The sequence below is a fragment of the Streptomyces desertarenae genome (assembly GCF_042681365.1).
GTDB lineage: Bacteria > Actinomycetota > Actinomycetes > Streptomycetales > Streptomycetaceae > Streptomyces > Streptomyces desertarenae.
Genome location: NZ_JBHUFU010000003.1, coordinates 62,911 through 75,120 on the forward strand (window position 1 = coordinate 62,911; position 12,210 = coordinate 75,120).

Annotated in this window: 11 protein-coding genes and 1 pseudogene; 4 read left to right on the forward strand and 8 right to left on the reverse strand. The window is 73.7% G+C overall.

From position 1 onward, the window contains the following. Positions 1-17: 17 nt before the first annotated feature. The 4 genes and pseudogenes from ACFSJS_RS06435 to ACFSJS_RS06450 form a co-directional block, all read right to left on the reverse strand. Positions 18-248: pseudogene (locus ACFSJS_RS06435) on the reverse strand (IS5/IS1182 family transposase); the annotation flags it as partial. Positions 249-308: 60 nt separating this feature from the next. Continuing rightward, complete coding sequence (locus tag ACFSJS_RS06440) at positions 309-701, reverse strand: hypothetical protein (RefSeq protein WP_380897706.1); 393 nt, start codon at positions 699-701, stop codon at positions 309-311. Further along, entirely contained in the window at positions 701-3,025 is a 2,325-nt protein-coding gene (locus tag ACFSJS_RS06445) for a DUF4132 domain-containing protein (protein ID WP_380897709.1), read from the reverse strand. The genes ACFSJS_RS06440 and ACFSJS_RS06445 overlap by 1 nt, the downstream gene beginning before the upstream one ends. Further along, entirely contained in the window at positions 3,025-3,426 is a 402-nt protein-coding gene (locus ACFSJS_RS06450; RefSeq protein ID WP_380897712.1) for a DUF7737 domain-containing protein, read from the reverse strand. Before ACFSJS_RS06450 ends, ACFSJS_RS06445 begins: the two co-directional genes overlap by 1 nt. Before the next feature lie 664 nt (positions 3,427-4,090). On the opposite strand from ACFSJS_RS06450, the gene rpmF reads away from it, so the two are divergent. The 4 genes from rpmF (at position 4,091) to ACFSJS_RS06470 (ending at position 7,179) form a co-directional block, all read left to right on the forward strand. Next, positions 4,091-4,261, forward strand: a complete 171-nt coding sequence (gene rpmF / locus ACFSJS_RS06455; protein WP_380897714.1) for a 50S ribosomal protein L32 — start codon at positions 4,091-4,093, stop codon at positions 4,259-4,261. 6 nt (positions 4,262-4,267) lie between these two features. Beyond that, positions 4,268-5,440 (forward strand): GTP-binding protein, encoded by a 1,173-nt coding sequence (locus tag ACFSJS_RS06460; RefSeq protein ID WP_380897716.1) that lies wholly within the window; start codon positions 4,268-4,270, stop codon positions 5,438-5,440. A 350-nt stretch (positions 5,441-5,790) separates the two neighbouring features. Next, positions 5,791-6,534: a class I SAM-dependent methyltransferase gene (locus tag ACFSJS_RS06465; protein ID WP_380897718.1), complete on the forward strand. Its 744-nt coding sequence runs from the start codon at positions 5,791-5,793 to the stop codon at positions 6,532-6,534. Positions 6,535-6,603: 69 nt separating this feature from the next. After that, positions 6,604-7,179, forward strand: a complete 576-nt coding sequence (locus ACFSJS_RS06470) for a GNAT family N-acetyltransferase (protein WP_380897720.1) — start codon at positions 6,604-6,606, stop codon at positions 7,177-7,179. A gap of 39 nt (positions 7,180-7,218) precedes the next feature. On the opposite strand, the gene ACFSJS_RS06475 is transcribed toward ACFSJS_RS06470, so the two are convergent. The 4 genes from ACFSJS_RS06475 to ACFSJS_RS06490 are packed head-to-tail and all read right to left on the reverse strand — an operon-like array spanning position 7,219 to position 12,155. After that, positions 7,219-8,787 carry an ABC transporter ATP-binding protein gene (locus tag ACFSJS_RS06475; protein ID WP_380897722.1) on the reverse strand — a complete coding sequence of 523 codons (1,569 nt, stop codon included), beginning with the start codon at positions 8,785-8,787 and terminating at the stop codon, positions 7,219-7,221. Next, complete coding sequence (locus ACFSJS_RS06480) at positions 8,762-9,625, reverse strand: ABC transporter permease (protein WP_380897725.1); 864 nt, start codon at positions 9,623-9,625, stop codon at positions 8,762-8,764. Before ACFSJS_RS06480 ends, ACFSJS_RS06475 begins: the two co-directional genes overlap by 26 nt. After that, positions 9,622-10,575: an ABC transporter permease gene (locus ACFSJS_RS06485; RefSeq protein WP_380897727.1), complete on the reverse strand. Its 954-nt coding sequence runs from the start codon at positions 10,573-10,575 to the stop codon at positions 9,622-9,624. The genes ACFSJS_RS06480 and ACFSJS_RS06485 overlap by 4 nt, the downstream gene beginning before the upstream one ends. Next, positions 10,572-12,155, reverse strand: a complete 1,584-nt coding sequence (locus ACFSJS_RS06490; protein ID WP_380897729.1) for an ABC transporter substrate-binding protein — start codon at positions 12,153-12,155, stop codon at positions 10,572-10,574. Before ACFSJS_RS06490 ends, ACFSJS_RS06485 begins: the two co-directional genes overlap by 4 nt. Between the last annotated feature and the right edge of the window lie 55 nt (positions 12,156-12,210).

The following is a 12,210-nucleotide window of genomic DNA, read 5'->3' on the forward strand; positions in this document are numbered from 1 at the left end:
CTGAGCGTCTTCCGACGCCGGTCTGAGCAAGTCGGATGCAGGGTGAGGAGGGCCGGGCGAGGCCGGCGATGCGGGTGGTGGAGCAGCGCGGCTTGCGCAGGAGCCGCCAGGTCTTGAGGGTGGCCACGGCCTGCTCGACGAGAGCGGATCTTCGCGTGCGAGCGGCTGTGAGCCTGCCGACTGGCGGAGAGGGCCTCCCGGCGCCCCCAGTAGGGCGCCCGTGTGGTGCCGCCGGCGCCCCGGTGGCCCACCACCTCACGGTGTTGAGCGTCCTGACGCGGCTACGCCGGAGTGGTGCCAGGGCTTCGTCAGCCGCCGACGAGGGCGACAAGCTTGATGAAGGCCAGGTCGGGATCTGCGGTGAGGTCCACGACTTCGTCGAGCTCCTCGACCTGGTGGTCCCCGGCGAGAACGAAGAACCCGTTGGAGAGGAAGGCGCGCTCGGCGATCTCGGCTTGGCGCTCCCAGTCGATGCGGCGTGGCTCGCGGAAACGGTAGCCGTTCAGATCCGCCTCGGCGCCGTCGGGGCGGACGAGGCCGTTGAAGCGATCGCTCGGACGAGCGTTGTGCCGGGCGACCTCCTCGCGGACCCGGAGCCTGATCAGCTCCCGTACGGTCATGCGTGCCGGCAGTCCGGCGACCTCGAACTCGGTGACCGGCTTGCCCGTCGCGGTCTCGTCCCGGAACCTCACGGTGGCCATCAGGCGCCTCGCTTGATCTGGTGGAGGATGGTGTCGTCGGTGATCGTGGTGTCGGCGGCCAGCAGGAGGGCCTTGCTGAGGATCAGGGAGAGCCGGTCGTCCTCGAACGGCAGGAACACCGTGCCGCCGCTCCTGCGGGGTGAGGGGACGATGCACAGGTAGGTGTCGTCGGGTTCCATCAGGATGTTGGCCGAGCCCAGGTGGATCTTGTAGGTGCGCAGGTCGCCGCGGACGACGAGGAAGCGGCCGTCGAGCGAGCACCTGTCGGCGATCTTCAGGCGTGGCAGGATCCGTTCCAGGGCGTCGCGGCGTGCCCGGGCGCTCTCGGCCAGCTCGCCGAACGCGGCCGTCCGCCGGTACGCGGCATGGCGGTCCTCGCCCCGGTCGGTCCAGTCGGGGTCGGCCGCGATCGAGGTCACGCCCACGAACAGGTCGACGTCGCGCATCGCCTCGCTGAACACCAGCGGCGGCACCTCGGCCAGCGGCACCTCCCGAAAGGCGCCCTCCACCCGGCGGGCGAAGCGCACCCGATCGGTCGCGGCCAGCTCGTGGTCGCCCTCCCAGTCCGCCAGGGCGTGGCCGAAGCGGGCCTGCCACTGCCCCGCCGCCAGGGTCCGTACGGCCTCGTCCTCGTCTCCGCCGTCCCAGGGGCCGAGCAGGCCGCTCGCCCACCCCCGGGCTCTGAAAAGCGCGAACATCCTGCGGTAGTGCACCAGGTGCCCGGCAAAGCGGTTGGAGTAGACACGGGTCTCCTCCTCTGCGGGGGTGAGCAGATAGATCTCCCGGAACGCCTGCTTGAACGGCTGCCGGATCCGTCGTTCGGTCAGCAGGTCCCGCCAGGCCCGTACGGTGCCGGGCTCGGAGCGGATCGGGTGCCAGAGCCGTACTGAGGCATCGTCGGGGGCGTCGGGAAGGTTCCCGGCCCCGGGTAGGACGGCCCGCCATTCGCCGGGAGCGACCTCGATCTCCCAGACCAGCCGGCGCACGACGGCCCGGGCGATCGGATGCCCGACCAGCTCGGCGCGCCACCATCCGTACGGATGGACAGCGTCGACGGTGAAGCCGCCTTCCAGCGCCCGCGCGAGGGTGCCGAGCTGGACGCCCACCCGCTTGACCAGGTCGCGCAGCTCCTTGACCAGGTCGCCGTGGTCGCGGCGGACGGGTGCGGGGGCACCGCGCAGCGGGCGGCCGTCCTTCTCCCAGGTCAGCCCGGCGGTTTCGGCGACCGTGACGACGGCCGCGTAACCGCCCGCCTCCCTGCGCAGGACGCCGTCGTCGCCGAATCCGAGTGTCGGCAGCCGCAGCGCCACGTCGGTCCGCTCGGCCAGAGCCGCCTCGACCCGCTTGAGCATCCTGTCGAGCTGCCTGGGCACTCCGGCGTGCCGGACGACCGTCCGTACGGTACGTACCGCGGTCACCAGCTCAGGAGTCGGGAAGTCCTGCCCGGCGCGGACCACCTCGTACAGGAGTGCCTGCGACGGCAGGGTCTTGGCGGCCGTCGGGGCGACCGCGATGCCGGGCAGCAGCCGGTCGAGCAACGCCGGCAGCCACGGCTCGTCGCGCAGCAGCGCCACCCGCGCGGCGTGCCCGAGCGCGACGACCTCCCGCTCCGTGAACGCCTTGTCCGCCCGGTAGGGGATCTTGCCCGCCTGGATCGCGTCGGCGCGGTCGGCCGCCGCTTGCAGCGCGCGGCGGGCGAACGCGGCGTAGGCGGGGACGCCGGCCAGCCTCTGCCACGCGTCCGCGAGGGGCGGCGGCGAGGTGAGCGAACGGGCCCGGTCGATCTCGGACAGCAACGCCCGTTCGGCCGGGGCGAGGCCGGTGATGGTGCCGGTCTCGTCCAGTGCGATGGGACCTTCGCTCCGGCAGAGGCGCTCCGCGACCGCGCGCAGCACCGTGCCGCCCGCGAGCCCCGCCACTGCGAGCAGCGCGTACGGCTGGTTCATGTCGTCCTTCTCCAGGAGGAATTCGGTCAGTGTGCGGGCCGGGCCGAAAACATCGGGCCACGGACCGGTGCAGCGCAGCAGTGAGCCCGCCCCCAGTGTGAGGTCCGCCCGGTTGCGCGCCTCCCTCTGTGCGACGAGCGCCTCGAACATCCGGCGGCACGCGTCGGGCGTGTAGCGCGGCTGCCGTTCCCTGCCCAGGTCCTGGATCGCGGAGCGGGCCGTCATCATCGAAGGCGTGCTTGAACGGCCCACACGGTAGGCCGCCGGGAGGAGGCTGCCGAGCTCCTCGTCGGAGATCTGCGACAGATCGGCTCTCTCGACCTCGACCTGGAAGGACGGGTCGGTCAGTGCGCGCATCAGCCGGTCGGCGAGTCTCATCAGGTGCCTCGCTTGATCTGGTGGAGGATGGGCTCGTCGGTGACCGTGGTGTCGGCGGCCGGCAGGAGGGCCTTGCTGAGGATCAGGGAGAGCCGGTCGTCCTCGAACGGCAGGAACACCGTGCCGTCGCCCCTGCGGTGCGAGGGGACGGTGCACGGCGGGTGTCGTCGGGTTCCGTACACCCGTCCTGCGCCGCAGCTGGGACCGTACGGGGCGACGTCCTCCTTGGGGCCGGCGAAGGGAAGGTGAGCCGCACCGTCGGTCGCGTCCTCGATCGCCACCCGTGCCCGGTGCTCACCCAGCCCATGTTCCAGCGAGCCGTCCGAGGCCGGGCCGTGGCCGGACACGCTGCGCTCGATGAGCTGCCCCGCCGTGATGCCCTGCCTCCCGGCAGCCGTCACCAGGGCGGTGCCGAGCCGCCTGCGCAGAGCCCGTGTGTGATCCGAGCCCGTGTGTGATCCGGGCCTGCAGCCGCCACAGGGCCTCCAGGGCGGCCGGCGCACCTGCCCAGACGATGCTGCGCGCCAGGCCTCCGTCAGATCGACGAGCCGGTGAACGCCTTCGAGCGCGGCCGATCTCACTCCGCCGAGCGAGTCGTCCTTGCAGGGTTCGGCGACCAGGGTGTCGTGGGGCATGGTGGGATGCTGGCAGACCGGACCGACAATGCGACCGATACCGAGTCGGCACGGGGCCGGCGTGGGCCCGCCCGCAGGGGAGGGGCCCACGCCGTTGGCCGGGCCGGGGGATCACCCGAGCCGGCTTCGACGCGATGCCCGCCGGTCCGGTCGCCACCTGCCCCACCCCGGCCGCCGCCGTCCACACCTCCGGCTGCGACTGCGCCCCGGCGGGCGCGTACCCGCCCGGGCCCGATGCCGGGATCGGCCGATCCGGCTGCCGCTTCGGCCGTCCCCGGATGCCGAGTACCGCCGGTTCGTCCGCCGCGTGATGGTGCCCTGGCGGGGTGTCCGCCCCCGCCTGGGCGCAGCAACGCGGCCACAGGAGCATTTGAAGATGAATACCGTTTTCATGTAGTGTTCGGAGCGCCCACCGAACAGGAGGACCGCCATGGCCGTACCCAAGCGGAAGACGTCCCGCAGCAACACCCGCCACCGCCGCGCCCAGTGGAAGGCCCGCACGCCGCGGCTCGTGCCGATCACCGTGGACGGAGTGTCCTACCTGGTGCCGCAGCACCTGGTCAGGGCGTACGAGCGCGGCCTGCTGCGCCCCGGGGACTGAGAAGGCATGGCACACGAGCGGCTGCCGGTGACCGTCCTGTCCGGATTCCTCGGCGCGGGCAAGACCACCTTGCTCAACCACGTCCTGGCCAACCGCGAGGGTCTGCGGGTGGCGGTCATCGTCAACGACATGAGCGAGGTCAACATCGACGCCGCCCTGGTGCGCGGCGGGCAGGCGGCCCTGTCGCGCACCGAGGAGCGCCTGGTGGAGATGACCAACGGGTGCATCTGCTGCACCCTGCGCGACGACCTGCTGGAGGAGGTCGACCGCCTCGCCCGCGAGGGACGGTTCGACCACCTGCTCATCGAGTCCAGCGGCATCTCCGAACCGATGCCGGTCGCCGCCACGTTCTCCTTCCCCCGCGACGACGGCGCCACCCTGTCGGACCTCGCCCGCCTCGACACCATGGTCACCGTCGTCGACGCCGCGAACTTCCTGCCCGAACTCGCCGGCGGGGACGGGCTCACCGAGCGGGGCCTGGCCCCGTACGAGGACGACGAGCGCACCGTCAGCGACCTGCTGACCGACCAGGTCGAGTTCGCCGACGTCATCGTGCTCAACAAGCTCGACCTGGTCGACGCCGCAACCGCCGACCGGCTGCGGGCCGCACTCACCCGGCTCAACCCGGCCGCCCGCATCGTGTCCGCCGCCCACGGGCGGGTCGCCCTGGGCGATGTCCTGGGCACCGGCCTGTTCGACCTGGAGAGGGCGCAGCAGGCGCCGGGGTGGGTGATGGAGCTCAACGGCGACCACGTGCCGGAGACCGAGGAGTACGGCATCTCCTCCACCGTCTTCCGCTCCGGCCGGCCGTTCCACCCCGGGAGGCTGTGGTCGTTCGTGACCGAGGACCTCGACAGCGGGAGGTTCGGGCAGGTCCTGCGCTCCAAGGGCTTCTTCCACCTGGCGTCCCGCCCGCACGTGACCGGGCTGTGGTCCCAGGCGGGCTCCGTCGCCCGCTTCGAGCCCTCCGGCGTTCGCGGGGCGGGGGACGGCCAGGAGCAGGAACTGGTCTTCATCGGCACCGACCTGCGCGCCGACGAGTTGCGGGCCGCCCTGTCCGCGTGTCTGACGGCCGAGGGCGAGGCGCCTCCACTCCGCGACCCGTTCCCCGCGTGGGACGCCCACGGCATCGACGACGCCTGCGACCACGACCACCGGCAGCCGCTGCCGGCGGCGTGAAGGCTCCGGGCCGGGCGGTGGTGCAGCCACGGCACCGCCCGGCCCGGCCCTCTTCCTCCGCCGCCCACCGGAGTCCCCGCCGACCGGACCGCCGGGACGTTCCCCTGATCCACCTCGGACGTCGCCTCCGGAGTCCCGGACCGGATTCCGCGCTCCTTCCGGACGGCTCGTCCCCGGGCAAGGTGCCCGACGAGCCCGGCGGCGCGAGGCGTCCCCCGGTCGGCCCCGGCCATCCGCCCCGCACCCGGAGGGGCTTCCGCGCGGAAACCCCGCGTGTCCCCTCCCGTCCCGGCTCCCGAAACCCTACCCTCGATGAACCTGAATTTCGTTGCCAAGAAGAGGAGTCGGCGGTGCCCGATCCCTACGCCGCGTCCGCCCCGTACATCGATCCGCTGATCGCCGGTTTCTGGCACGGCACGTCCCCCGCTCTGACCGCCGAGCTGAAGGCCCTTGCCGCACTGTCGGGGCCGGTGGTGGACCTCGGTGCCGGGTCCGGGCGTGGTGTGCGGGTCATCACCTCGGCCCTGCCCGGCGTCCCCGTGTCGGCCGTCGAGCCCTCTGCCGCCATGCGTACCGCCCTGTTCGCCCGGCTGGCCGACGACCCGTCCCTGCACTCCACCGTCACCGTCGTCGACGCCGACGCCCAGAGCTGCGAACTCCCCGGCGGGCTGCGGGCCGTGGTGGCCATGAACGTCCTCGGCCACCTGACCCCCGGGCAGCGCCGGCGGCTGTGGGCGAGAATCGCGGAGCGCCTGGAGCCGGGCGGAGTGCTGCTGGTCAACAACCTTCCGCCCCACACCCCCCAGACGGTGCCACCGGCCAGGATGGGCGGCTTCCGCGCCGGCGAACAGGACTACGAGGGCTGGGCGCAGGCCGACCCCTCCGGCGAGGAACGCCTCACCTGGAGGATGACCTATCGGACCCTGCGCGACGGCCGGTGCGTGTCCGAGACGACCGTCGACCACGAGTGGTGGACGGCCACCGACGGGGAACTGCGCGCCGAGTGGGCCGAACACCGGCTGACATCCCGCGTCGCCGGTGAAGGCGGGACCGCCTTCCACGTCGTCGGCCGTGGCAGCGGGCCCCTCCACTGACCCTCGACCGGCCCCCTCCCCTGATCGACGACGACACGCTCACCCACCCCAGGACCCCACGGACCCCGCATGCACAACCGCCGCCCCTCTCCCCGCCCCATCGGCCCCTACCTCGTCCGCCCCGCCACCCCGGGGGACGTCGACGGCGCACGCAGCGTCATGCTGGACACCTTCTACCGCGAGTTCGGTTACGGGTACGTGCCCGCATGGCACGCGGACGTCACCGACATCCACGGCACCTACCTGGCGGACTCCCGGCACCTGCTGCTCGTCGCGGTGCACGGCGGCGCACCGGACGGGAAGGTGGTCGCCACCACCGGCCTCCTCTCCCGGGGCCCCGCGCACCCACCGCATCCGCGGTGGATCGCCGAACGCTACCCGTCCGGCTCCACCGCCCAACTGGTCCGCGTCTACGTCCGCCCCGAGCACCGGCGCCACGGGCTGGCCAGGGCCATGGTGGAGATGGCGGCCGACTTCGCCGCCGCGGCGGACTACGCCGGCCTCTACCTGCACACCAACGCCGACATTCCCGGCGCCCAGCCCTTCTGGGACAGCATGGCCAAGGAGGTCTTCGACGCCAGGACCACCGGCGAGCACGGCCCTGGCTTCGCCACCGTCCACTACGAGATTCCGCTGCCCCGCTGACACCCGGTCGGTGCCCGCGGTTCGCGCCCCCCGACCGGATCAGGCCGTGGGACCACGCGCAGCACCGGCGAACGGGGGCATCGCCTCCAGCAGCTGCCGGGTGAACGGGTGGCCGGGATTCGACAGCACCTCCCGGGTCCGGCCGGACTCCACCACACGCCCCTCGTCGACCACGGCGATCCGGTCGGCGAGTGCCGAGGCCACCGACAGGTCGTGGGTGACCATCACCACAGACGTCCCCCCGCCCGTGACGGCACCCTTCCCGGAACCGGCCGCCAGATCCGCGAGCAGCGTGCAGATCTCCCGCCGGTTGACGGGGTCGAGGCCGGAGGTGATCTCGTCGCACAGCAGGACGGCGGGGCGCGCCAGCAGAGCGCGGGCGAGCGCGGCCCGCTGCAGCTCACCGCCGGACAGACCGCCGGGCGGACGGGCCGCGGTGCCCGCGTCCAGTCCTACGGCGGCCAGCGTGGAGAGCGCTTCGGCGCGAGCCGCCTGCGGGTGCGCGCCGTGCAGCCGGACGGCGGTGCGGGTCACCTGGTTCAGTACCGGCCGGTGCTCGTCGAACGAGGCCCTGGCGTCCTGGAACACGTACTGCACGGCGGCCAGCTGCTCCCGGCCGCGGTCGCGCACGCTGCGGGGCAGCGGCTCGCCGTCGAGCAGGACCCGGCCCGACCAGCGCCGGTGCAGCCCTGCGAGGCAACGGGCGAGGGTCGTCTTGCCCGAGCCGGAGCGGCCCACCACGGCCAGGCACCGACCGGTGCCGAGCGTCAGCGAGACGTCGTGCAGGACGGTGCCCGTGCGGCGATGCCCGTGCCAGGCCGTGACGCCTTCCACCCGCAGGACGGGCGGGGCGTCCCCGTCCCGACCGCGGGATTCCGAGGCTCCGCCCCCGTGTGCCGGTACGGCGGCGGACAGCAGCTCCGCGGTGAGCGGATGGCGGGGCGCGGAGAGGACCTGCGCGGCGGGCCCCGCCTCCAGCGCCCGGCCGTCCCGCAGGACGACGATGTCGTCGGCCATCTCGCGCACCACGTCCAGGTCGTGGCTGAGCAGTACCACCGCCACCCCCCGGTCGAGGACCGCCCGCAGCTCGGCGACCACCCGCTGCCTGGTCAGCGCGTCCTGCCCGGTGGTGGGCTCGTCCGCGACGACCACCGGTGCGCCCGACAGCAGCGCCTGCGCGAGGACGGCCCGCTGCTGCTGGCCGCCCGAGAGCTGGTGCGGATACCTGCGCAGGACCTGGTCCGGGTCGGTGAGCTGGGCCGCGCGCAGCGCGGCGCGTATCCGCCCGGCCCGCTCCGCGCGGCTGCCGCCCTGCAGGCGGGCGATGTCGGTCAGCAGCGCCCCGGCCCGCCGGGCCGGGTGGAGCGCGGCGGCGGGGTTCTGCGGGACGTAGCCCGCCCGCCCCTCCACGGCGACCGTGCCGCTCACCCGCGCCCCGGCCGGGTACTCGCCGAGCAGGGCCAGACCGGTGGTGCTCTTGCCGCTGCCGGAGGGGCCCACCAGGGCGGTGCAACGGCCGGGCAGGACGGTGAACGAGACACCGTCCACCAGGGCCCGGCCGCCGGCCTCCACCCGCAGGTCCTCAACGCGTGCCACGGGCCGGGACATCACGGCGGGCCTCCTTTCCCCCGGATCCGCCCCGGGCCCTGCTCGCCAGCAAGGCGTCGAACAGCAGGTTGGTTCCGGTGGTCAGCGCGACGATGAGCACGGCCGGAACCACCACGGCCCACGGCTGGACGAACAGTCCGGTGCGGTTGTGGTCCACCATCACCGCCCAGTCGGCGGCGTCGGGGGCGACCCCCACGCCCAGGAAGGCGGCGGTGGCCACCAGGTACAGCGCGCCCGTCAGCCGCACCCCGGCGTCGGCGACCAGGGTCCGCAGCATCGAGCGGCCGACGTAGCCGGCGGCCATCCGCCACCAGCCCTCCCCCTGCATCCGCATGGCCTCCACCGCGGGCCGGGACGCCGCCTCGGCGGCGCCGGCGCGCACGATCCGGACCGCGTCGGGCACGTTCACCAGGGCCACGATCAGTACCAGCCCCGCGGCCGAAGGGGTGAACAGGGCAGCGGCCATCAGCATCAGCAGCAGCGAGGGAACGGCCAGCACCACGTCCCAGGGGCGCATCAGCAGCTCCTCCAGCCAGGCGCGGTGGGTGAGGGCCGCGGCCAACCCGATCGGCAGGGCGATCAGATAGGCCGCCGCGGTGGCCGCCGAGGCGGTGACCACCACCGAGCGTCCGCCGAGCAGGACCTGCCGCCACACGTCCCGGCCGGTGAAGTCGGTGCCGAGCCAGTGACCGCCGCCCGTGGTGAAGGAGACCCCGCGGGGGCCCGGTTCACCGGCGAGCCAGGGGCCCGCGACGGCGAGGAGCAGGGGCACGGCGATCAGCGCCGCACCGAGCACCGCCTGCCCCGGGGGCAGCCGCTTCGGACGTCCCGTGCTCACGCCGTCACCTCCGACCGCGGTGCGAGGCGGTGCGTCACCAGGTCGGCCCCCAGGTTCAGTACGACCGTGACGGTGCCGAAGACGACCGCCAGCCCCTGGACGACCGGGATGTCGCGGGCCGCCACCGCGTCCATCAGGACGGTGCCCAGTCCGGGGACGACGAAGAGGGACTCCACCACGATCACCCCGCCCAGCAGCCAGTCGGCGGTCCGGGCGAGCTGCTGCGCCGCCGGGGCCGCCGCGCCCGGCAGGGCGTGCGCCCAGCGGATGCGGCGGCCGGTGACGCCGTAGCGCCTGGCCTGGGCGACGTGGGGCGAGGCCAGCGCGTCGATCATTCCGGCCCGCACCAGCCGGCTGACGGAGCACACCGGCCGGGCCAGCAGAACCAGCACCGGCAGCACCAGGACGGCCGGATGGCCGAGCAGGTCGGAGCCGTAGCCGACGGCGGTGGGCGGCAGCCAGCCCAGCCACAGCGCGAACACCACGGTCAGCAGCACACCGAGGGCGAACTCGGGCACCGCGTACACGCCGAGTGTGACGATGCTGATCACCCGGTCGGCGGGGCCGCCCTCGCGGCCGGCCGCGAGGACGCCCAGCCCCACCGCGACCGGGACCAGCAGCACCACGGTCACACCCGCGAGCAGCACGGTGGGCCCCAGGCCCGCCGCCAGGTACTCCGTGACCGGGCGGCCGGACACCAGCGAGACGCCCAGGTCCCCGCGGACCAGCCCGGTCGCCCAGTCCGCGAACCGTTCGGCGGCCGACTGGTCGAGCCCCATGGCCCGGCGGATCCGCTCGACGCGTTCGGGGTCCGGGGCGTCCCCGGCGAGCGCGACGGCCGCGTCGCCGGGGAGCGCCTCGGTGAGCGCGAAGACCAGCACCACCACACCGGCGGTCTGCGCCACGCCGAGCACCAGCCGCCGCAGCAGCCAGGAGGGACGGTCCCTCACGCCATCCACACCCGGTCGAAGCGGGCCCAGTCCAAGGTGTTGGCGGGCGCGTCCTTCGCGACCCCGCGCACGTTCGACGCCGTGGCGACGATCCAGTCGGCGAATCCCCAGACGAGGAAACCGCCCTCGGCGTGGAGCCGGCGCTGCATCCGCTCGTACAGCGCGGTCCGTTCGGTCTCGTCGGCGGTGGCCTGGGCCTGCCGGTAGAGCTCGTCGAAGTCCTCGTGCCGCCACTTGGTGGCGTTGGTGGGGGAGTCGGTCAGCAGCCGCTGGGAGATGTGCGTCTCGATGGGCATGGTCCCGGAGCGGGTGCAGGCCAGGACGCCGGAGTCGAGAGTGTCGCTCCAGTAGGTGTCGGCGTTGCCGACCTTGACCTCGATGGTGACGCCCGCTTCGGCGGCCTGCTCCTTGAAGATCTCCGCGGCCTCGACGAAGCCGGTGGCGACCGGTGAGGTGTCCAGGGTGACGGTGAGACCGCCGCCGTGCCCGGCCTCGCGCAGCAGGCTCCTGGCGCGTTCCAGGTCCCGCTTCCGCTGCGGGATGCCCGCGGCGTAGTACCGGTAGCCCTTGCCGAACAGGTCGTTGCCTATCTCCCCGGCCCCCGAGAGCGCTCCGTCGACCAGCTCCCGGCGGTCCGCGATGAGGAAGAACGCCTCGCGCACCCGCCGGTCGTCGAAGGGCGCGCGGTCGGTCTTCATCACGAATCCCTGCATGGCGCTGTTGCGCAGCCGTACGATCCGCACCCGCCCGCTCTTCTCATGGGCGCGGGCGGTGGTGGGATTGAGCTCGTGGGCGTACTCCACCTGGCCGCCCAGCAGGGCGTTGATCCGCGCGGACTCCTCGTCGGCGACGGTGAACTCCAGCTCGTCCAGATGGGGCGCGCCGTCCCAGTAGCCGTCGAACCGCCTGGTGAGCAGGGACCGGCCGGGGGTGAAGGAGACGTGGCGGAACGGGCCGCAGCCGATCGGCCTGCCGAACGTCTCGGTGCCGTCCTGCACGATGTACGCGCCGAAGGCGGCGAGCACGTTGGGGAACTCGGCGTAGGGGCGCTTGAGACGGAACTCCACGGTCCGGTCGTCCCGGGCCCGGCTGGCGTCCAGGTCGATGGCCTCCAGGGACGCCTTGGCCCGGAAGGCCCGCCCGGGGTCGGCGATGCGCCGGTAGCTGTGGAGCACGTCGGCGGCGGTGACGGGCTTGCCGTCGTGCCAGGCGGCCTCGCGGAGGACGACGGTCCACCGGTCCAGGGTCTTGTTCGGCTCCCAGCTCTCGGCGAGGCGGGGCCGGGCGGACATGTCGGAGCCGAAGTCGGCGAGCTTGTCGAACAGGGCCTTGGCGCGGGCGGCGTCGGCGAACAGGTTCGTCAGGTGCGGGTCGAGGGTCTCGTTCGCCCCGCCGCCGGCGAAGGCGGCCCGCAGCTTCCCGCCGCGGCGGGGCTTGCCGTCGTCGCTGCCACCGTCCGTCCCCCTGCCGCCCGCTGCGCCGCAGGCGGCGAGGGCCAGGGCGGCGGCGGTACCGCCCGACGCCGCCAGGACGGTCCGCCGCGCGGGCCCGGCGGGGTACTGGGTGCTGGTGTGTCTCATCGTGTTCGTTCCTTGCTGCTGGTGCCGGGACGGTACTGGGGGGCGGCGTCGAGGG

Coding starts and splice junctions, on each gene's coding strand:
- ACFSJS_RS06440 (WP_380897706.1), bottom strand. CDS start 701: ATGGCCACCGTGAGGTTCCGGGACGAGACCGCGACGGGCAAGCCGGTC.
- ACFSJS_RS06445 (WP_380897709.1), bottom strand. CDS start 3,025: ATGAGACTCGCCGACCGGCTGATGCGCGCACTGACCGACCCGTCCTTC.
- rpmF (WP_380897714.1), top strand. CDS start 4,091: ATGGCCGTACCCAAGCGGAAGACGTCCCGCAGCAACACCCGCCACCGC.
- ACFSJS_RS06460 (WP_380897716.1), top strand. CDS start 4,268: ATGGCACACGAGCGGCTGCCGGTGACCGTCCTGTCCGGATTCCTCGGC.
- ACFSJS_RS06470 (WP_380897720.1), top strand. CDS start 6,604: ATGCACAACCGCCGCCCCTCTCCCCGCCCCATCGGCCCCTACCTCGTC.
- ACFSJS_RS06475 (WP_380897722.1), bottom strand. CDS start 8,787: ATGTCCCGGCCCGTGGCACGCGTTGAGGACCTGCGGGTGGAGGCCGGC.
- ACFSJS_RS06490 (WP_380897729.1), bottom strand. CDS start 12,155: ATGAGACACACCAGCACCCAGTACCCCGCCGGGCCCGCGCGGCGGACC.